The sequence below is a fragment of the Azorhizophilus paspali genome (assembly GCF_043587585.2).
Lineage (GTDB): Bacteria > Pseudomonadota > Gammaproteobacteria > Pseudomonadales > Pseudomonadaceae > Azotobacter > Azotobacter paspali.
In genome coordinates, this window is record NZ_CP171449.1 from 4238105 (window position 1) to 4257785 (window position 19681).

14 protein-coding genes and 4 pseudogenes are annotated in these 19681 nt (G+C 64.6%); 8 read left to right on the forward strand and 10 right to left on the reverse strand.

Annotation, left to right across the window (positions count from 1 at the left end; all coding sequences use genetic code 11):
* Positions 1-144 precede the first annotated feature (144 nt).
* Positions 145-447 carry a hypothetical protein gene (locus tag ACGI6K_RS20640; RefSeq protein ID WP_376943396.1) on the forward strand — a complete coding sequence of 101 codons (303 nt, stop codon included), beginning with the start codon at positions 145-147 and terminating at the stop codon, positions 445-447.
* A 36-nt stretch (positions 448-483) separates the two neighbouring features.
* On the opposite strand, the gene ACGI6K_RS20645 is transcribed toward ACGI6K_RS20640, so the two are convergent.
* Positions 484-1401: an aldo/keto reductase gene (locus ACGI6K_RS20645; protein ID WP_376943394.1), complete on the reverse strand. Its 918-nt coding sequence runs from the start codon at positions 1399-1401 to the stop codon at positions 484-486.
* A 1115-nt stretch (positions 1402-2516) separates the two neighbouring features.
* Between ACGI6K_RS20645 and ACGI6K_RS20650 the strand changes: the two genes are divergently transcribed.
* The 3 genes from ACGI6K_RS20650 (at position 2517) to ACGI6K_RS20660 (ending at position 5479) form a co-directional block, all read left to right on the forward strand.
* Positions 2517-4586 (forward strand): putative bifunctional diguanylate cyclase/phosphodiesterase, encoded by a 2070-nt coding sequence (locus ACGI6K_RS20650; protein WP_376943392.1) that lies wholly within the window; start codon positions 2517-2519, stop codon positions 4584-4586.
* Positions 4587-4961: 375 nt separating this feature from the next.
* Entirely contained in the window at positions 4962-5141 is a 180-nt protein-coding gene (locus ACGI6K_RS20655) for a hypothetical protein (protein ID WP_376943391.1), read from the forward strand.
* A gap of 155 nt (positions 5142-5296) precedes the next feature.
* The gene (locus ACGI6K_RS20660; RefSeq protein ID WP_376943389.1) at positions 5297-5479 is read left to right on the forward strand and encodes a hypothetical protein; all 183 of its coding nucleotides are present in this window, start codon (positions 5297-5299) and stop codon (positions 5477-5479) included.
* A gap of 155 nt (positions 5480-5634) precedes the next feature.
* Here the strand turns inward: ACGI6K_RS20660 and ACGI6K_RS20665 are convergent, their stop codons facing one another.
* Positions 5635-5895 carry a hypothetical protein gene (locus ACGI6K_RS20665; RefSeq protein ID WP_376943387.1) on the reverse strand — a complete coding sequence of 87 codons (261 nt, stop codon included), beginning with the start codon at positions 5893-5895 and terminating at the stop codon, positions 5635-5637.
* Between the two features lie 476 nt (positions 5896-6371).
* Between ACGI6K_RS20665 and ACGI6K_RS20670 the strand changes: the two genes are divergently transcribed.
* Positions 6372-7337 (forward strand): alpha/beta fold hydrolase, encoded by a 966-nt coding sequence (locus ACGI6K_RS20670; RefSeq protein WP_376943385.1) that lies wholly within the window; start codon positions 6372-6374, stop codon positions 7335-7337.
* Between the two features lie 856 nt (positions 7338-8193).
* Here the strand turns inward: ACGI6K_RS20670 and ACGI6K_RS20675 are convergent.
* Positions 8194-9207: a substrate-binding domain-containing protein gene (locus tag ACGI6K_RS20675; RefSeq protein ID WP_376943383.1), complete on the reverse strand. Its 1014-nt coding sequence runs from the start codon at positions 9205-9207 to the stop codon at positions 8194-8196.
* A 194-nt stretch (positions 9208-9401) separates the two neighbouring features.
* Positions 9402-10074: pseudogene (locus ACGI6K_RS20680) on the reverse strand (FadR/GntR family transcriptional regulator); the annotation flags it as partial.
* An 821-nt stretch (positions 10075-10895) separates the two neighbouring features.
* Between ACGI6K_RS20680 and ACGI6K_RS20685 the strand changes: the two are divergent.
* Positions 10896-11056: pseudogene (locus ACGI6K_RS20685) on the forward strand (hypothetical protein); the annotation flags it as partial.
* A 65-nt stretch (positions 11057-11121) separates the two neighbouring features.
* Here the strand turns inward: ACGI6K_RS20685 and ACGI6K_RS20690 are convergent.
* The 6 genes from ACGI6K_RS20690 to ACGI6K_RS20715 all read right to left on the reverse strand — a co-directional run bounded on the left by ACGI6K_RS20690 (position 11122) and on the right by ACGI6K_RS20715 (position 16768).
* Positions 11122-12720, reverse strand: a complete 1599-nt coding sequence (locus ACGI6K_RS20690; RefSeq protein ID WP_376943381.1) for a right-handed parallel beta-helix repeat-containing protein — start codon at positions 12718-12720, stop codon at positions 11122-11124.
* A gap of 107 nt (positions 12721-12827) precedes the next feature.
* Entirely contained in the window at positions 12828-13310 is a 483-nt protein-coding gene (locus ACGI6K_RS20695) for a hypothetical protein (RefSeq protein ID WP_376943379.1), read from the reverse strand.
* Positions 13311-13514: 204 nt separating this feature from the next.
* Positions 13515-13793 carry a hypothetical protein gene (locus ACGI6K_RS20700; RefSeq protein WP_376943377.1) on the reverse strand — a complete coding sequence of 93 codons (279 nt, stop codon included), beginning with the start codon at positions 13791-13793 and terminating at the stop codon, positions 13515-13517.
* 300 nt (positions 13794-14093) lie between these two features.
* The gene (locus tag ACGI6K_RS20705; RefSeq protein ID WP_376943375.1) at positions 14094-14405 is read right to left on the reverse strand and encodes a DUF2790 domain-containing protein; all 312 of its coding nucleotides are present in this window, start codon (positions 14403-14405) and stop codon (positions 14094-14096) included.
* A gap of 274 nt (positions 14406-14679) precedes the next feature.
* Positions 14680-16083 carry a sensor histidine kinase gene (locus ACGI6K_RS20710; RefSeq protein WP_376943412.1) on the reverse strand — a complete coding sequence of 468 codons (1404 nt, stop codon included), beginning with the start codon at positions 16081-16083 and terminating at the stop codon, positions 14680-14682.
* A 13-nt stretch (positions 16084-16096) separates the two neighbouring features.
* Positions 16097-16768, reverse strand: a complete 672-nt coding sequence (locus tag ACGI6K_RS20715; protein WP_376943373.1) for a response regulator — start codon at positions 16766-16768, stop codon at positions 16097-16099.
* 1102 nt (positions 16769-17870) lie between these two features.
* On the opposite strand from ACGI6K_RS20715, the pseudogene ACGI6K_RS20720 reads away from it, so the two are divergent.
* Together ACGI6K_RS20720 and ACGI6K_RS20725 are read left to right on the forward strand one after the other, a co-directional pair.
* A pseudogene (locus ACGI6K_RS20720) lies at positions 17871-18752 on the forward strand (tripartite tricarboxylate transporter substrate binding protein); the annotation flags it as partial.
* Positions 18745-19671 (forward strand): annotated as a pseudogene (locus ACGI6K_RS20725) (tripartite tricarboxylate transporter permease); the annotation flags it as partial. The pseudogenes ACGI6K_RS20720 and ACGI6K_RS20725, both read left to right, overlap by 8 nt.
* Positions 19672-19681 lie beyond the last annotated feature (10 nt).

Consider the following 19681-nt stretch of genomic DNA (forward strand, 5'->3'; position numbering starts at 1 on the left):
TCGCGGCCGTGCGGAGTAGTGTTAAAAAGCCCTAGCGCTGCAGCCTCGACTTCGGCGACAGCCAGCCGCCTTTGATCGTCGACGAGCCGCCGCCACTGGGCAGCGGCCAGGGGGCCGAGCCCGGTGTAACTGCTGCTTTCCGCTGTGGCCAACTGTCTGACCGCCAGCCTGCTGTTCGCCCTGCGCAAGTTCAAGCAGGACGCCGAGCCCTTGCGCTGCCAGGCTAGCGCGGAGGTCGGCCGCAACGAACAGAACTGCCCGCGCGTGCTGGGCATCGGTATCGAACTGCAGCTCGGCCGCCGTGCCGCCGAGCTGGAACACCTGCCGCGCGTCCTCGGCCAGTTCGAAAAATTCTGCACGGTCGGTCGCAGCGTGGCCCAGGGCATCCCCGTTTGCCTGTGGGTCCGCGACGCCGAAGGCGTGCAGCTCAAGCAGTCGGAGGAGTGAGCCGGCCCGACAGGACCGGGGCCTTGCCGCCCCAACTCAGGCGAACAGTTCGACGATCCGCGCGCGCTGTCCGGCATCCGGCAGGCGACCCTGCGCGGCGAGCAGGTTGTCGGCCATGTAGCGCGGCTTGTCGGTGGCCGGAATTACCGCGGTCACCGCCGGCTCGGCGAGGATGTACTTGAGCAGCAGTTGCGCCCAGGAGGTCGCGCCCAGTTCCTGCGCCAGCGGCGGCAGCGATTGGCCCTTGACCCGGGCGAACAGGGCGCCGCGCATGAACGGCCGGTTGATCAGGGTGGCGATGCCGTGATCGGCACAGAACGGCAGCAGGCGCTTCTCGGCGTTGCGCTCGCCGACCGAATAGTTGAATTGCACGAAGTCGACCTTCTCCTTGCGCAACACCGCCAGCAGGTCGTCGTGGGCCGACTCCAGGTAGTGGGTCACACCGATGTAGCGCAACCGCCCCTGCCCCTTCAGCTCGCGCAACAGGGCCAGTTGGGTGGCGGTGTCCTGCAGATTGTGCACCTGCAGCAGGTCGATGCAGTCGGTCTGCAGCGCCTTGAAGCTGGCCTCGATCTGCCGGCGGCCGGCATTCTGCCCGCTGGCGGATACCTTGCTGGCGAGGAACAGCCGCTCGCGCACACCGAGGCGCCGGGCCAGTTCGCCGACCACCTGCTCGGCGCGACCGTAGCTCGGCGCGGTGTCGACCAGACTGCCGCCACCCTCGACCAGAGTGCGCAATACCTCCAGAAGGGGCGTCAGGGCCTCGTCGTCGAGGGAGACGTCATGGGTCCGCGAGGTACCCAGGCCGACCGCTGGCAACTCCTCGCCGCTGGAAGGGATGCGTCGCGCGAGTAGCGGCTCGGCGGCCAACAGCGATATGGACGACAGCGGGGCCATGGCGGCCAGGGTGGCGAATAGGGCCGAGTAGTGCAGAAGCTGACGACGGCTGTACATGGATCTTCCTCCTTGAGATGAGCCCGTGCTGCGGATATGGCCCGCGCCGGCCCCCATACGGGGAATGACAGGCTTTCGAAGCGGGCGCGTACACAATGCAGACCAGTCGCGCTCATTATTTCCACAGCGAAAATGAATTCTTATCGTGGGAAGATACTTCCCCTCACGCCGGCTGGACTTTCCGCTTTGCGCCCGCCCTGCCCCGGACAGCCCATGGGCACTGCCGGCGAATCGCCGAAGCCCTGCCCGACGGCTCGGCCGGGGAAAGGGAAAGCCGCAGCCGGGCGGCTTTCGCCGCGCTCATCCGGCCCGCCGACAGCAATGTTTTGTGACCAATCTCCGGGGCTCTCGGCGTTTTGGCGTAGGCTGCGACAGCGGCCCGACCGACCACGGAGTGCCTCGCCCCAGTAACCGGCCATGGCCGCTCTCCGGCAAGCCGCTCGGCGCGATTCCCCATGCGACGCCGCTTCCCCAGGGCAATTGCATGAAGCGCTCGCCTGATACCAGACTGGAAAGATTGTGTGATCCTTGGCATGGCTGCTTGCCGAGTAGCCGGACAGTCCCCGTTTCGGCCCCCCGGCCGAGTCACTTTTTCTTGCCTGGCCACGAAAAAGTAACCCAAAAGAAGGCCACCCCCTCATCAGGCCCTGCGCTTCGCTCCGGGTTCCCTCCCTGCATCGCCGCTCCAGGGGCGAGCCGCGGGGAGGCGGCGAGAGTCGTACGAGGGGCATGGACGCCCCTTGTGCGACGACCCTCGCAGCGGCGCCGGAGCGAGGGAACCCCGGCGTAGCCGGGGCCGAATGACCGGGCGCGCTTTCTCTTTGGTTACTTTCTCTTTGCGCGCAAGGAGAAAGTGACTCGGCCGGGGGGCCGAAACAGGGACTGTCCGGCCCCTCGGCAAGCAGCCGATGCACCGGATTTGAAGACCAGGCCGGAACGACCAGGCACACAATCTTTCCAGTCCGGTATCGGAAAGACATTTCATGCGATTGCCCTGGCCGCTTCCCTGGCATCCCAATAAAAGCAATAGCCTGGTGATATCATCCGTCCGCCAGACCAACGCAACTCCCTCTGATCGATCATGCAGCGCTGCCCTTACGCAGTACGGAGCGTCCATGCTTGCCAGCCGCTACAACGAAGTTCTCGTCGTTTTCTCCCTGATCGTCGCCATCCTCGCCTCCTACACCGCCCTCGACATCGCCGGCCGGGTTTCCACGGCCCAGCGGGGCGTGAGGCTCGCCTGGCTGGCCGGCGGGGCGCTGGCCATGGGAACGGGTATCTGGTCCATGCACTTCGTCGGCATGCTGGCGTTTAGCCTGCCGATCGAGCTCGGCTACGACCTGTGGCTGACCAGCGCTTCCCTACTGATTGCCATCGCCTCGTCGTCCTTCGCCCTCTGGCTGGTCTGTCAGCGGGAACTGCCCTGGCTGCGGCTGGCGATGGGCGCCTTGCTGATGGGAGCCGGCATCGCCGCCATGCACTACACCGGCATGGAGGCCATGCGCATGGTGCCGGGCATCGTCTACGACCCGGCCTGGTTCGCCCTGTCGATCGTCGTCGCCGTGCTGGCCTCGGGCGCGGCGCTGTGGATCGCCTTCCGCCTGCGCTGGCATTCTACCTGGGTGGTCTTCAGCCGGGCCGGCGCATCGGTGGTGATGGGCTGCGCCATCGTCGGCATGCACTACACCGGCATGGCCGCCTCGCAGTTCCCGGAGGGCAGCTACTGCGGGGCGGCCAACAGCGGCATCGACACCGGCTGGCTGTCGATCCTGGTGATCATGGCGGCGCTCAGCGTGATGGCCACCACGCTGATCGTCTCGGTGCTGGACTCGCGCCTGGAACAGCGCACCGCGTCGCTGGCCAGCGCGCTCAGCAAGGCCAACAGCGAGCTGATGCAACTGGCGCTATACGACAATCTGACCAAGCTGCCCAACCGCATACTGCTCGCCGACCGCCTGGGTCAGGCGATCGAAAAGGCCCGCCGCAAACACAAGGTGTTCGCTGTACTGTTCATCGACCTGGACGGCTTCAAGGCGATCAACGACGCCTACGGCCATCACCTCGGCGACCTGCTGCTGGTGGAGGTGACGCAGCGCATTCGCGGTAACGTGCGCAGCCAGGACACCATCGCCCGGCTGGGCGGCGACGAACTCATCCTGGTGACGGAAATCGGCGAACCGACGGACGCGGCGAAGATCGCCGGAAAGCTGATCGAAACCATCCGCCAGCCCTATTCGATCGAGCATCACGAACTGTTCGTCTCCGCCAGCGTCGGCATCGCCGTCTACCCCGACGACGGGCTGGCCCCGCACGAACTGCTGGTCAACGCCGATGCGGCGATGTACCACGCCAAGGAACAGGGCCGCGACGGCTACTGCTTCTTCGAGAACTCGATGAACGCCAACGCCCAGGAGCAGTTGCATCTGCTGCAGGACCTGCGCTACGCCTTGGAACGCAATGAGCTGCGCCTGCACTACCAGCCCAAGCTGATCGCCCCCGCCGGACCGGTCATCGGGGTCGAAGCACTGCTGCGCTGGCAGCATCCCGAACGCGGCCTGCTGTCGCCCGACCAGTTCCTGCCGCAGGCGGAGAAAACCGGCCTGATCGTGCCGATCGGCAACTGGGTGCTCGACGAAGCCTGCGCGCAGATGCAGCGCTGGCGCGCGGCGGGCCATACGAGCTGGAACATCGCGGTGAACCTGTCGGCCAGCCAGTTTGCCCATGCCAAGCTGATCGACTCGGTGCGCACAGCTCTGCAGCGACATGGCCTGAAAGCGCACAACCTGACCCTCGAAATCACCGAATCCATCGCCATGCGCGATGCCAACTCCAGTCTGGCGGTACTCGAACAACTGGCGGCGATGGGGGTTGGCATCTCCATCGACGATTTCGGCACCGGCTACTCCAGTCTGCTCTACCTCAAGCGCCTGCCGGCCAACGAGCTGAAGATCGACCGCGGCTTCGTCAACGAACTGGATCAGGGCGGCGACGACGCGGCCATCGTCTCCGCGATCATCGCCCTGGGCCGAACACTGGGCCTGAAGATCGTCGCCGAAGGCGTGGAAACCCCCGAGCAGCAGAAACACCTCACTCGGCTCGGCTGCAACTTGCTGCAAGGCTATCTGCTCGGGCGGCCGATGCCGGCCGAACAGTTGATCGAGTGCTACGGAAAAACGCCAGCGTAGTTGGCGCAGGCCTTTCTCCCGTTCCGACAGTCCCCATCGTCGTCTCCGCCCGTCGGGCGCCGCCCGGCACCACGCCGGCAGGACAGCAGCCGAAGAGACGCGCCAGCCGGCGCCCGCGTGCCGGCCTCGCAGCCGTGCTGCTGCGCTGCCGCGCCATCCGGTGCGCATGAGCCTGACCGCAAAAGGCTTTTTCGATCCGTCCGCTGCGCTTGCGCCGCTTCGTCCATTCGTCCAATCCGCGTTTACAAGCCACAGCTTAGCGCCCTAACGTTGCCACCAAGGTCGATCCCATATCGGGGATAGGGATAATGCGCCAGGGATGCCGCCGCTTCGATCCGATGCGCGAAATGCGCCTATTACGCGAGGGTAGAAGTTATGCAACTGCCGAACATGACTCGGAGCACCGTCCGGGAGTTCGATGGCAAGAGCTATGTGGTGCTGCGAACCGCCAGCGGCGAACTGCTCCAGGTTTACTCGGTACTGCCGGCCCACGGCCACTGCCGCGCCCACCTGAAAAAACTGCAGCACTTCCCGAAAGAGTTGGTCGAGCAATGAACCGCTCTCCGAGCCCCGACCGCGCGCGTTAGCGCCGCACAGCCGCCCGGCCCCGTCGTCCAGCCCCTCTTCGCAGGCGGCAAGGCCCAACCATGAGCGACAACCGGCCCGCCCGAGGCGATGGCCAGACTCACCGATCGAGGAGGAAAAACGTCATGAACAACGTAGTCGACATGGAACGCGCCCGCAAGAAACGCCGTATCAGGGACTGCGTCGCGTACATGGATCGACTGTGCGTGGAGCTGCTGGAAAACCCGGCGACCACCCCCAGCGTACGGCAACTGGCGCGGGACATGTTCCGCAAGCGCTTCGGCTTCGATTATTTCGAATGCGTTTGAGACCGTCCCCGGCCGCACATACAGGGACGGACAGCGCCCCCCGTTCGCGAGCGTTCCGAAACGAAAAGCCATAGCCTTCTTCCCGATGGAATTGCCGATGGGGAAAATCGGTTTGCGCGATACGATCGGCCGCCCGGCGAGATGAATGAAACCGTTTATTCGCCGAGCTTCCGTGGTACGACTCGCGAAATCAAACCTATTTCGAGAAGTGCCCTGTCGAACTCCGCCGGGTTCATTTCCCGGAGTCTCTTCATGAGTTGAATGGCATTTTCCGAGATCTTTTCCGCATTGGCCTGCTTTATCCGCTCGGTCCTGGAATAAAGCCTTTCAAGTTTCTCCACTGCCTCCTGCAAATTGGAAAACTCCGGATTTTCCCTGTTCAGACTATAGAGCAGAGCCTCGATGATTATTCCCAACTGCTTGCCGTAGGAATAGTTCTCGAATATTTCCTTCTCGACCTGCGCAATACCCGCGCCAGGCTATATCGCATCGAAAAACCAATTGATGTCGGGATCTATTCTTTGCGTGATACCACCGCTCAATGGAAAATAAAGTCGAGGCATCCAAAACCAGAGCCAGGGAAACATCCTGTCACCTCCATGAATAACTGCACCCAGGCCAGTATATACCGGCGCCAATCGTCCACTGCGCCAGTGGCATGCTGCCTGGGCCGGGCAGCCGGCGACGCATTCGACGTGAACGCCCCGACTCGGAGGAGTCCGTCCCACGGACACCCATAATGGACAGGGAAACGGCCCACTCGCGCAAGGCGCTCCCCCCGGCGAGTCCCCACTCGTCCACCCGCCCGCAGAAAAGAGGCCAGAATGAAATCCATCCAGCCAACCGGTTCGATGCTTCGGGGACCATGGGCCGATGCTAGGGAGAAACGCCAATGAATGCAGCCCCGTTCGATTCCACCACGATGCTGGCGCTGTTCCTTGTGACAACCCTGTTGGCCCTGGCCCTTTACAACCGCTACCGGACCCGCCGGGCCGAACGCGAACATCCGCCGAGCGGGCGCTTCGTCACGGTGGACGGGGTACGCCTGCACTACCTCGACCAGGGCCGGGGATCGCCGGTCGTGCTGCTACACGGCAACGCCGTGACCGCCGAGGACTATGTCCTGAGCGGGGTGTTCGAGCGGGCCGCCAAGGTCCATCGGGTCCTCGCCTTCGACCGTCCTGGCTACGGCTACAGCGAGCGCCCGCTCGGCACCCTGTGGACCGCGAGCCGGCAGGCCGAACTGCTGCACCGGGCGCTCCGGCAACTCGGCGTCGAGCGACCGGTGATCGTCGGCCACTCCTGGGGAACGCTCGTCGCGCTGAAGATGGCCCTCGACTACCCGGACGACGTCGCCGGTCTGGTGCTGCTTGGCGGCTACTATGCGGCGACCGTCCGCCTCGATGTACTGGCGGCGGCCCCGCCGGCGATTCCCCTGCTCGGCGGCGCCCTGCGCCATACCTTGACGCCGATCCTCAACGGCTCCCTGCTGCAGTTGACTTTCAAGGTCATGTTCGCCCCGCTGCCCGTCCCGGAACGCTTCAAGCGCGAATTTCCCCATCAGTTCCCGCTGCGGCCCCTGCAGATCCGCGCCGAATCCCAGGACGCCGTGACCCTGATCCCGGCCGTGATAACGATGCGCGAACGCTATTCCGAGCTGCGCCTGCCGACCGTGATCATGGCCGGCAGCCGAGACCTGGTGGTCGACGAGCGGCATGCCGACTGGCTCCACCGGCGGCTGCCGGGCAGCCACCTGCAACTGATCCCGGAGGCCGGCCACATGCTGCACTACGCCGCGCCGGGCCAGGTGGTCGCGGCCATCGAGCGCGTCGCGGCCGAGGCACCGATGCCTCACTAATTATCGAAGGCTGTCGATCGTGAATATCGTATGTCGCGATGGCCACGTCACCATAGAGGACACTCCGTGTGGCACGCTCACGAACGGATGGGACAGATACCGACGAAATACGGACACGAAAAGGCCATTCAATGTCCAACCATCAAAACACCACCGACGTCGGCGCCTCATTCGCCAGTGGCTGGCAGCGAAAAAAGACCTGAATACATCTATTCCCGGCAACCGTCATATTGCTCGGCCTCGGGTTTCTGGCACAAGCTTTCGTGCATGCCCTATATAAAGGCGAGTTGCAGCCTCTGTCCGAAGTTAAATGGAAACTTCTGGTCTATCCTCTCGCTTTCGACGCATCCTGAGTTCTCGTCATCCTATATTTATACAAACATTATAAAAACGCTGGAGAGCGAACGGCGCTCGCTACAGTTATTGGATGGCTCTCCCTCTGGGCCTGCTCGGCTATTCAATACTCAGCCCGATATTTTCCTTATTCGACTTGATAGTATCGCCCCCCGCCCCGATCGAGTCCGGCGGGACAAGCCCCAGCCATTATATCTACGCGCTTTTCCGGAGCATGCTTCTCCTCAGCCTGCTGGCGCTTCAAAACCTCGTGAACTTTTTTATCTCGATACCCTTGGCATTCAAGCTCTTCTAGGGCACCTCTAAAAACTACCTGCGTGGTCATCGCTGCGTTAAAAACAAGCTCAAAATGCTCATTTACAGCGCGTAAACTCCGCTTTTTCGCCTGTTTTTGCCTTGCGCTGACTGCCTCGCCTACGTTTTTAGAGGTGCCCTCTAGTCGCCCGATAAAACCCGGCCCCACTGGGATCGTCCCGCTCTTCGTACGACCCTCCTGTTTGCCTCAAGGCTCGGTCGCGGGAGGACGGTCCGGCTGTGCCAAAGATCCGGACAGATACAGGTAAACCACCCGTTCGTCGATGAGCAAATCCTTCGGAACCGTCTTGCCCTGTGCCAGATGCTTGAGCATCCAGTAGCTCTGGCGGCCCATCTCGCGGCTATCGATGTCCAGGTAGGCCTGCACCAGCCCCTCGTCAAGCAATTCGAGCTGGGCCGCATCCGGCTCGTTGGTGGTCATGATGATGACCGGGTGGGAAACATGTTCGCCGAGTTCGCCTAGCCGCTGGCGGAAGGTCGCGGCCTGGAGGGAGGGCCAGGGGGCGATGCTGATGACGACATCGACCGCATTGCCGTCCAGGAGGGTGGCGAGCTGGAGCAGCGCGGTCTGCTGATCGTCGGAGGAATAGAGCGGACAACGGTTCAGTTCGCGCCAGCCGTTCTCTCCGTCCAGCCGGTTTCCATTGCGAACGGCGCCGAGCTGCAGGCGAATGCCCTGGAGGCGCTCCTGGAGATTGGTGTCCTGCGGGTTGCCGCTCAATATGCACAACTTCCCGCCTTGCGGCCTGAAGTGCCGGGCGAGGCTGGCCAGCCGCCGGCCGAAGAGCTGGTTGTCCAGGCCGACGTAGCCGAGACGCAGATGCCGTTCCGCGGGTCCCAGATCCGAATCGAAGGTGATGAGGGGCGTCCGGCTCGCCCGTTTCAGGGCATGATCGGCCAGCCACTGCGAGTAGGTCACGGATAGCGCGATGCCGTCCAGCCCCATGTCGAGGGCCTGCTCCAGGACCTGATTCTGCCGGCGGAAATGCGTCGGACCCGCCGAGCCCAGCAACAGACAGGTGTCGCCCTGGGCACGGGCGGCTTCCGCACAGCCTTCGCCGGCCTGGATGAAGAACGGATGGTCGACCCGCTTGGCGACCAGGGCGAAGCGCAGGGGCTCGGCATCGGCGCCAGAGGCGAGCAGTGCCCCGAAAAGCGGGCCAGCTAGGGAAAGGAAGCGAAAGTATGACCGTTCTTTCAAGGTGAATCCCTTGCCTTGCCGTTCCAACGAGCCGAACGGAGCTATTCGGATGGGGCGAACCGATGTCGTCCACCGATGCGTGGAGCGGGGACGAGCCTGATTATAAGACCGCGCCATGCTGCAATTGCGCAACCCACGCCCTCGTCGGACGGCATGGCGTCCCGGACGAAGGCTATAGCGGAAAATCCTCGCCCAGCGACGCGCGCGTCCTCCACTTGGACCAGCGAGGCATGCCGCGCCCCCAGGGTGTCGCGGTTCCGGATAGCGGTGAGGATCGCCTTGTGCCGCGGCAGGGCCAGTTCGTGGAGATTGGGCCGTCGGTTGGAATGGGTCATCGACTCAGCGAGAACATGTTGCACAGGTGCGCCAGCAGCTCGTTATGGGTGGCCTCGGCGATGCGGTTATGAAAGTCCAGGTCGGGCTCCAGGAAACTCTCCGGGCTCTTGGCCGCCTCCATGCGCAGGCCTCGGCGATGGCTTCGAGATCCTCGGGGGTGGCGCCGACCGCAGCCAGCGCGGCCGAAGCCGGCTCGATGATGCAGCGCACGCTGGACAGCTTGTCGAAGAACTCGCCCTGCGGGCTGCTCTGCATCAGCCAGTGCGGTACGTCCGGGTCGAGCAGGTGCTAGTCGCGGCGCGGCCGCACCACGCTGCCGACGCGCGGCTTGGACTAGACCAGTCCCTTGGCCACCAATACCCAGGGCGCCTCGCGCAGCACCGTGCGACTGACATTGTAGTCCGCGCAGAGCTGCGCCTCGGTAGGCAACCGCTCCTCGGACTTGAGACGGCCGGAGACGATCAGGTGACCGAGTTCGTGCACGATGCGGGCGTGCTGGCTCTTGCGGGGGTTGGGCTGGCGGTAGTCCATCGGTCAGCGGCGGTTCCGGGGAAGTCCGGCATAGTAGCACCGACCGCAGGTGGTTCAGCAGGGCCGGCGCGAACCGACAGGGCAATCGCATGAAGCGCTCGCTCGATACTGGACTAGAAAGGTTGTGTGAGCCTTGGCATGGCTGCTTGCCGAGGGGCTGGATACTTCCTGTTTCGGCCCCCCGGCCGAGTCACTTTCTCTTTGCGCGCTCAAAGAGAAACTAACCAAAGAGAAAGCGCGCCCGGTCATTCGGCCCCGGCTACGCCGGGGTTCCCTCGCTCCGGCGCCGCTCCGAGGGTCGTCGCACAAGGGGCATCCATGCCCCTCGTACGACTCTCGCCGCCTCCCTGCGGCTCGCCCCTCTACGCGACGCCTGCGCTCGGCCTTCTGAACGGGAGTCGGGCTCCGGGTTGCCTGAAAGCGCTTTCGCTCTTGTGGCACGACCCGTCAGGCCGCGCCGGATGCCCCCTTCAGGAGGCCGAGCGGAATCGTCGTGGAAGGGGTCGAGCGGCAAGGATGCCGCGAGAGCCGCGATGGGCCATGAATGGCCCTGCGCGGCGAGCCCCTGGAGCGGCGATGCAGGGAGGGAACCCGGAGCGAAGCGTAGGGCCGGATGAGGGGGTGGCCTTCTTTTGGGTTACTTTTTCTTGGCCAGGCAAGAAAAAGTGTCTCGGCCGGGGGCCGAAACAGAAGGTATCCGACCACTCGGCAAGCAGCCAATGCACTGGATCTGAAGACCATGCCGGAACGACCAAGCACACAACCTTTCCAGCCCAGTATCGGGCAGGCATTTCATGCGATTGCCCTGCGCGAACCGATAGGACCAGCAGGGGCGCGACCTCTCGAGTGCCACCGCTGGGCGGTCAACCGGAGCGGCTTCGACCCCTCCACCGCGATCCAGGCGCCGGCGGTCGCCACCTCCGACGACTACCGGCGGGCGCTGGGCGCCTGCCTGAGTGGACGGGGCTACAGCATCAACTAAACAGGCGCCCGTCCACTGCCCGACCTCACCGGCGCCGCCGGCGAGGCCGCCCCACGAGGGATATGTCAGACGCTCAAGTCGGTCTGCGGAGCACTGCCTACCAGCGCAAGCTGCGTGGCGCTGTCGTCGAAGATAAAGCTGGATTCGTCCAGCCCCGCGTAGTTGCCCTCCAGGACGATCTCGAAGCGCTCGCCCGCGGCATTTGCCTCGAAACTCTTCAAGTACGTCCGTGTGCCGGCACTGTTCACCTGTACGGCTAGCGTGTCGTCGAGACCGTTGCCCAGCCCGCTGAAGCCGAGCGCCGAAAGGTCGATACGATCCGTACCGACCTCGAAGTCGAAAATCCGATCGACGAAGCTTTCGCTGGCAGTGCGGTAGCTGTCGTCGAGCGCGGAGAAGCGGAAGATATCGGCCCCATCGCCGCCGGTCAGCCGGTCGACCCCGGCACCGCCGTCGAGTAGATCGTCGCCGTCGCCGCCGAGAAGCTGCTCGTTGGCCGCGCCGCCGATCAGCCTGTCGTCGCCGTCCGTGCCGCGCAGAGGCCCGCTGGACGAGTGGGCGCCGGAGAGCCGCACCGAGGCGATCTGCCCGCCGCTGATGTTGTTATCGCGAAGCGTGGTGTAGTCGCTGCCATCGTTGCGCTCCTGCACGACGTAGGTGGCGTCGCCCGAAGTGGTGATGACGTTGTCCTCGATCAGGGTGTTCAGCGTTTCGTAGACATTCCCCGTGATGCTGGAATCGTCGAAGGCCTGCAGGAGGACTTCCGGGTAAGTGCCGTTCTGCACGTTATCGTGGATATGGTTGTCCAGGATCTGCACGTCCTGCGCACCGGCGATGCGCACGCCGGCCGTGCCGTTGTTGTAGATATGGGCGTCCTGCAGGATGACATCGTGGCTCAGCTTGATCAGCACGCCTTCCAGAGCGTTGTCGTAGTAGGAGCCGCCGTCGATCAGGATGTTGTAGGCGAGGGGCACGTCGTACGAGCCGCGCTGCACCACCAGGCCGGCGGCGCCATTGCCGTAGGCAATGTTGCCTTTCAGGGTGAAGTCGTGGCTGCTGGTGACCACGTTGAAACCGTGGAGGTCGTTGTTGTAAGCGATGTTGTTCTCGAACGCGCCGTCGATCTGGTGATCGGCGACGAAACCAACGAAGCCGTTGTCGTGGGCCACGCTGTCGCGGATCACCAGGTTGATGGTGCGTGCGTGCGGGTCGAAGCCGTAGCCGGACATCTCGCGGGCCTCCACCCGCTCGACGAGGACATTGCGGTCGGCGCCGGTGCCGTACTTGTAGCCGGTATAGAAGCCGAACACCGTGCCTTCTGGATTGTTGTCACGGTTGCCGTCGAGGGTCAGGTCGCGGACGCCGAAGTCGTGCGTCTCCTCGCCGCCGGACGAGCGAATCATGCCGTTGACATCGTTGTTCCAGCCATCGAGTAGCTTGATGACGGTTTGGCCCATGCCGGCGCCCGCCAGGTAGACATTGTTCTTCATCAGCAGCGCGCCTTCCACTCCCCGTTCGCCGCCGCCAACTCGATACTCGCCAGCCGGCAAGTGGACGGTGCCGCCGCCGGCCGCGTGGGCAGCATCGATCGCCGCCTGGATGGCTGTCCGATCGTTGCTGACGCCATCGCCCTGTGCTCCGAAATCCTTGACATCGAAATCCATTTATCTACTTCCGTATTCAGAATGCGTACTCAGACGCAATGAGAAAGAAAGGGACGGAAACAGCCGATTTTCCCAACACGCTATCCCGACCCACAACATTGTCGCGATTACCTGAACGCTACACCTCGGTACCTGCCGGGCTTCCCATATCCAGGGGCGCCGGGGATACCTCGGAGCGGCACCGAACCAGTGCCGCTTCCTTCCGACCCACGGAAGCCTTTCGAGTTCTTTTGGATCGAAGGGGTGGGCGTGCGAAAACCTTTCCCCGACCGGGCCGAGGCGCCGTCGGCGCGCCGGAGCCCGGCCGGCACGGGGCCTTCAGAACTGCCGCACGATGCGCAGGCCGGCCTCGGGGAACGCCGATTCGCCGCGCGCCTTGCGACGTCGATGCCGAACTGGAGATTCACCGTGCGGGTCAGCCGGTGGTGGATCTGGGGCATCAGCAGGACATGGCCGTCATGGCCGCTCCGATAATTGAGTTCGACGTCGAGGACCGTGTTTTCGGCCGCATCGAAGAAAATCGAATGGTTGACGATCGGGTGGTTGCGCCTGCCGGAGCCGGACCAACCGATATCGGCGAGGCCGATCATGCTCATGCTCTCCAGCGCGTGCCGAAGCAGTGGCCCAGCGTATAGATCAGGGTGTTGAAGTATTTGTGGTGCTCGCGCTCGTAGATATTCACGTATTGAACGCCAAGGCGGAACGGCCCTGATTGAAGGCGCCGAGCGTGGCCTGCACGCCCACCTTGTATTCGCTCAGCCGATCGTCCTCGAAGGAAACTCGAACTCGACGGCCTAGCCTTCGGCAAAGGCATATTCCGCCTCCGGCGTCCAGTCGGTTCGTTGATCGGATTCCGACAGCGGGCCGGTCGCCAGTACATCGGCCTCCAGTTCGCCCTGCCGTGCACCGAGCGGACGCATCATATCGAAGACCATCGGTTCCAAAATTTCCGAATGGGCGCCGTTTCGCCGGACGATGCCAGCGCGACCGATCCGACAGCGGACGACAACAGACCCACGACAGGCCATAAACATATAGGCCGCGGCGAATTCACCGCAACTCTCCAGAAGCAAAGAAAAGAACTCTGCAAGACATGCACTTCAATATCAGCGCAAGCTGAAACATTACTTAATGGAGAGCCGCCGATAAATATCATGCCCACACTCGATCATGCGCAATGAAGTTTCGAGGACGACGAAAAAGTTATGCGCGGGAATAGCTGGAAGTTATGTAACGACGAACGAAGGCCAGGGCTATGGAACTCCCCCGGCCTTTCGGAGTATCGAACTTGCAAGTCACTGTCACTGCAACATTGCGCAACAGGCCGCAGGAATATCTCTAATCAAAAGCGGTCGAGCACGAAAGCGCGGACCTCAGCCCTGGCAACCGCCGCCCATGACCTGATAACGCATAACGTGCGTCGCACTATGGGAATCTTTATAAGTCATGACAGCCGGAGTCACGCCACAGACCGACGAGTCGCTTTGGATGGAAATGATTTTGTGCACATCCAGTTTCTCGCCAGCCTCGTAGTCATGAACTTCGGCGACATCTTCGCCGTGGTCGGGCTGGACAAGTTGAAGGTCGGCGGTCAGCGGGTCGGGTTCCTCTTCGGCGGCATCGACCAGATTACTCATGGCCATAAAGGGAACCGCGGCCATCATCAGAACAGCCAAGGATTTCATGGTTTTCTCCCATTGCATCAGGCAAGCCGGTCCCTTCAACGGGTTTTCCCGGCGATACCTGTTGTTTCAATAAGGCTGGCTCTTTCTTTTTCGGGCGATTCTTTTCCATCGCTCTGAGAGTGATTCTAAGCGTTCGGCACTGCTCGAATAAGCGCCATTCCGGTTATTCACCGTTAACTATAAGGAAAATATTGCAAAATCATGTGGTTTTTATTCTAAAAAGCACTCTGAAAGACTTAATATATTCCAAATCATATATAATTCCATCGCGCCCCTACGCTTCCTCCACTCGGCGCACCGGCGGGAACTCGATCCGTACCCTGAGCCCGCCGCCGGCGCCATCCAGCAAGCGGATCGCCGCCTGGTGCGCGCGACAGATCTCGCCGACGATGGCCAGCCCGAGCCCCGCGCCGCCGCGTTGCGGGTCGAGTCGCTGGAAGCGCTCGAAGACCTTCTGCCGGGCGCTTTCCGGGATGCCCGGACCGTCGTCCTCCACCTCCAGCACGGCCGGCGCGGTGACGCGCAGGGTCACGTTGCCGCCCGCCGGGGTGTGCCCCAGGGCGTTGTCCACCAGGTTGCTGAGCAGTTCGTTGAGCAGCGTCGGTTCGCCCGTCACCCAGACCTCGCCCGGCCCCTCGAAGGCCAGCGCCACGCCGCGGGCATGGGCCAGGGGCGCCAGGGCCAGGCCCAGCTCGCGGCACAGCGAGCCCAGCTCGATCGGCTCGGCGCCGCCCTCGGCGATGGCTTGGGCGCTGCTTTCGATGCGCGCCCAGGAGAGCAACTGGTTGGCCAGGTGGGAAAGGCGGTCGCCGCTCTGCCGGACCTCTTCCAGGGTGCGGTACCAAGCGTCCGGCTCGCGCTCGCGCAGGCCCAGTTCGAGGCGCGCCTTGAGCGCCGCTAGCGGCGTGCGCAGTTCATGGGCGGCGTCGGCGATGAACTGCGACTGGCGCTCCAGCAGGCTGCGCAGGCGGCCGGTGAACAGGTTCAGGGCAAAGACCAGCGGCAGCAGTTCGCGCTGCACCGTGACCGGCGGCAGCGGCCGCAGGTCTTCCGGGCTGCGCTCCTCCACCGCCTGGCGCAGGCGTTCCAGCGGGCGCAGCGCGGCGGTGACCACGAACCAGGCCAGGGCCATCGCGCCGACCGCCAGGAGGCCCATGCGCAGCAGGGTGTCGACGAGCAGGCCGCGCGCCATGCGTTCGCGCGCCTCCTCGGTCTCGGCCACGCGGATCTCCACCATGCCGCTCAGGGTGGTTTCGCTGACCGGCTGCTGCAGGCTGACCACCCGCACGTTCTGGCCTCGATAATGCGCGTCGTAGAAGCGCGCCAGGGCCGGATAGTCGCGGGTCAGCGGGACCTTCGCCGGCGCGCCGGGCAGGTTCTCGTAGCCAGACAGCAGTTGCCCGTGGATATCCAGCACCTGGTAGTAGATGCGCCCGGCGCTGTCGAAGGCGAAGCTGTCCAGGGCCAGATAGGGGATGTCCGCGCGCAGGCCGCCGTCGGCCTCGGAAAGGCCGTCGGCGATGCTCCGCGCCGAGGCCAGCAGGGTGCGGTCGTAGGCCCGGTCGGCGGCCTGGCGGCCGTTGGAGTAGGCGCTCAGCCCGCTGACCGCCAGCAGTACCGCCAGCAGCCCGGCCATGCGCCGCAGCAGGCGCCCGCGCAGGCTGCCGTCGACGCGGATGTCGCCGCCCGCATCATTCACCGCGCGCTTCCAGCAGATAGCCGAGACCGCGGAAGGTGACGATGCGCACGCCGCTCGCCTCCAGCTTGCGGCGCAGGCGGTGGATGTAGATCTCGATGGCGTCGGGGCTGACTTCGTCGTCCAGGCCGAACACCTGGGAAGCCAGTTGCTCCTTGCTCATCACCCGTCCCGGCCGGGCGATCAGCACGCTCAGCACCGCCTGCTCGCGGGCGGTCAGGTTGAGCGGCTCGCCGGCCAGCGCGAAGCGGCCGGTGGCCAGGTCGTAGACCAGCTCGCCGCAGCGCTGCTGGCGCTCGCCGCCGAGCACGCTGCGCCGCAACAGGGCCTTGACCCGCGCCTCCAGCTCGGTCAGTTCGAAGGGCTTAGCCAGGTAGTCGTCGGCGCCGAGGTTGAGCCCCTGCACGCGATCCTTGACCTCGGCGCGGGCGGTGAGCATCAGCACCGGCACCCGGTTGCCGCGCTCGCGCAGCCGCGCCAGCACCTCGAAACCGTCGAGCCGCGGCAGGCCGACGTCGAGCACCACCAGGGTGAAATCTTCGCTGGACAGCGCCAGGTTGGCGGCCACCCCGTCGTGCAGCACATCCACGGTCAGCCCCGTCGCGCGCAGCGCCTGGGCCACGCTGTCGGCCAGCGGGGCGTGATCCTCGACCAAAAGAATGCGCATGGCGATCTCCGCGGGTTGGGGGGTGCCGGCCAGTGTACAGGCACGAAGCCCGGTTGATCAGCCGTGATCGGTGGCGAAAGCGCAGTGAAAGCTTGGCGCTCTAGGATCGCTCGGGAGGCGCCCCCGGAGTCCGTCCCGGACGCCCTCGCACCGGCAACCGCCGCGCGGCTTCCCGACAACAACAACAAATGGAAACCATCGCATGTACCGCATCCCGCTTTCCGCGGCGACGCCTGCGCGCAGGGCAATCGCATGGAGCGCTCGTTTGATACCAGACTGGAAAGATTGTGTGATCCTTGGCATGGCTGCTTGCCGAGTAGCCGGACAGTCCCTGTTTCGGCCCCCCGGCCGAGTCACTTTTTCTTGCCTGGCCACGAAAAAGTAACCCAAAAGAAGGCCACCCCCTCATCCGGCCCTGCGCTTCGCTCCGGGTTCCCTCCCTGCATCGCCGCTCCAGGGGCTCGCCGCGAAGGGCCATCCATGGGCCATCGCGGCCTCGCGGCATCCTTGCCGCTCGACCCCTTCCACGACGATTCCGCTCGGCCTCCTAAAGGGGGTATCCAGCGCGGCCTGACAGGTCGTGCCGCAAGAGCGAAAGCGCTTTCAGGCAACCCGGAGCCCGACTCCCGTTCAGAAGGCCGAGCGCAGGCGTCGCGTAGAGGGGCGAGCCGCAGGGAGGCGGCGAGAGTCGTACGAGGGGCATGGATGCCCCTTGTGCGACGACCCTCGGAGCGGCGCCGGAGCGAGGGAACCCCGACGTAGCCGGGGCCGAATGACCGGGCGCGCTTTCTCTTTGGTTACTTTCTCTTTGCGCGCGCAAAGAGAAAGTGACTCGGCCGGGGGGCCGAAACAGGAGGTATCCAGCCCCTCGGCAAGCAGCCGATGCACCGGATTTGAAGACCACGCCGGAACGACCAGGCACACAATCTTTCCAGTCCGGTATCGGAAAGACATTTCATGCGATTGCCCTGCGCCTGCGCGCCGGTGCCCGCCCCGAGCCGTCCGTCTCCCGTCGCAAGCCTGTCGGCTACGCCCGGCCGTCGAGGCCCGCCCGTCCGCGAGCATCTGAACGAACAAGAACAACAGTCAGAGGAACACCCCCATGCTGCGTCCATCGCTGCGCAACACCCTGCTGGCGGCCGGCTCGGCCGCGTTGCTGTCCGCTCCGCTGAGCGCCGAGCCCAGGCGTCCCGAATGCATCGCCCCGGCCGCCCCCGGCGGCGGTTTCGACCTCACCTGCAAGCTGTCGCAGAGCGCCCTGGTCGAAGCCAAATTGCTGGAGAAACCGATGCGCGTCACCTACATGCCGGGCGGCGTCGGCGCGGTGGCTTACAACACCATAGTCGCGCAGCGCCCGGCCGATCCCGGCACCCTGACCGCCTTCTCCAGCGGCTCGCTGCTGAACCTCGCGCAGGGCAAGTTCGGCCGCTTCGACGAGACCGCGGTGAAGTGGCTGGCGGCGGTCGGCACCAGCTACGGGGCTATCGCCGTGCGTGCCGACTCGCCCTACTAGACCCTCGCCGACCTGGCCGCCGCGCTCAAGGCCAACCCCGAGCAGGTGGTGATCGGCTCGGGCGGCACGGTCGGTAGCCAGGACTGGATGCAGACCGCGCTGATCGCCAAGGCCGTCGGCGTCGACCCGCGACAGATGCGCTACGTGGCCATGGAGGGCGGCGGCGAAATCGCCACCGCGCTGCTCGGCGGACACATCCAGGTGGCCAGCAGCGACATCGCCGACGCCATGCCGCATGTCGAGAGCGGCGGCATCCGCATCCTCGCAGTGCTTTCCGCCGAGCGCCTGGACGAGCCGGCGATGGCCGCCATCCCGACCGCCCGCGAACAGGGCTTCGACGTGGTCTGGCCGGTGATCCGCGGCTATTACCTGGGACCCAAGGTGAGCGACGCCGACTACGCCTGGTGGAAGGACGCCTTCGACCACCTGCTCGCCTCCGAGGACTTCGCCCGCCTGCGCGACCAGCGCGAACGTCGCCGACGGCATCCAGTTCGTGGTCCTGGTGCTCGGCCTGTTCTCGGTCAGCAAGATCCTCCTGTTGCTGGAGAAGACCCACCACGGCCACCAAGCGGTCCAGGCCACCGGGCGCATGCTGTTCAACCTCGACGAGGCGCGCCGGGTGTTCATGGTCAACCTGCGCTGCTCGCTCAGCGGCTTCATCTTCGGCGTGCTGCCCGGCGCCGGCGGCACCCTGGCCAGCGCCCTGGCCTATTCGACGGAGAAACGCCTGGCCGGCGCCGACGCGCAGTTCGGCAAGGGCGACCTACGCGGCCTGGCCGTCCCGGAGACGGCTATCGGCGCCTCCTGCTGCGGCAACATGGTGCCGATGCTGACCCTCGGCGTGCCCGGCTCGGGCACCACGGCGGTGATGCTTGGCGCGCTGACCCTCTACAACATCACTCCCGGCCCGCTGCTGTTCCAGAACGAGCCGAGGCTGGTCTGGGAGCTGATCGCCTCGCTGTTCGTCGCCGACCTGATGCTGCTGGTGCTCAACGTGCCGATGATCAAGCTGTTCACCCGCATCCTCGCCACGCCGAACTGGGCGCTGGCGCCGGCGATCGTGATCGTCACCGGGATCGGCGTTTACGCTGTGCATGCCACTGCCTTCGACCTGCTGCTGATGGTCGCCGTGGGCATCCTCGGCTATTTCCTGCGCAAGCTGGATTTCCCGCTGTCGCCGCTGCTGCTCGGCTTCATCCTCGGCGGCCACATGGAGGAAAACCTGCGCCGCGCCCTGTCGATCTCCAGCGGCGAGTTGGACATCCTCTGGAAAAGCGGCATCAGCCAAGGCACCTAGGCGCTGATCGCGCTGATGCTGGTCCTGCCGCTGCTGCACATCTGGCGCCACCGCGCCGCCCGCTGGGCCGCGGCGGCCGCCCTGGCGGAATGAGCGGCCGCGC

Bases quoted from the DNA above. Each gene is read 5' to 3' on its own strand.
- ACGI6K_RS20660 (WP_376943389.1), top strand. From the start codon at position 5,297: ATGAACAACGTAGTCGACATGGAACGCGCCCGCAAGAAACGCCGTATC.
- ACGI6K_RS20670 (WP_376943385.1), top strand. From the start codon at position 6,372: ATGAATGCAGCCCCGTTCGATTCCACCACGATGCTGGCGCTGTTCCTT.
- ACGI6K_RS20645 (WP_376943394.1), bottom strand. From the start codon at position 1,401: ATGTACAGCCGTCGTCAGCTTCTGCACTACTCGGCCCTATTCGCCACC.
- ACGI6K_RS20650 (WP_376943392.1), top strand. From the start codon at position 2,517: ATGCTTGCCAGCCGCTACAACGAAGTTCTCGTCGTTTTCTCCCTGATC.
- ACGI6K_RS20690 (WP_376943381.1), bottom strand. From the start codon at position 12,720: ATGGATTTCGATGTCAAGGATTTCGGAGCACAGGGCGATGGCGTCAGC.
- ACGI6K_RS20715 (WP_376943373.1), bottom strand. From the start codon at position 16,768: ATGCGCATTCTTTTGGTCGAGGATCACGCCCCGCTGGCCGACAGCGTG.
- ACGI6K_RS20695 (WP_376943379.1), bottom strand. From the start codon at position 13,310: ATGATCGGCCTCGCCGATATCGGTTGGTCCGGCTCCGGCAGGCGCAAC.
- ACGI6K_RS20655 (WP_376943391.1), top strand. From the start codon at position 4,962: ATGCAACTGCCGAACATGACTCGGAGCACCGTCCGGGAGTTCGATGGC.
- ACGI6K_RS20705 (WP_376943375.1), bottom strand. From the start codon at position 14,405: ATGAAATCCTTGGCTGTTCTGATGATGGCCGCGGTTCCCTTTATGGCC.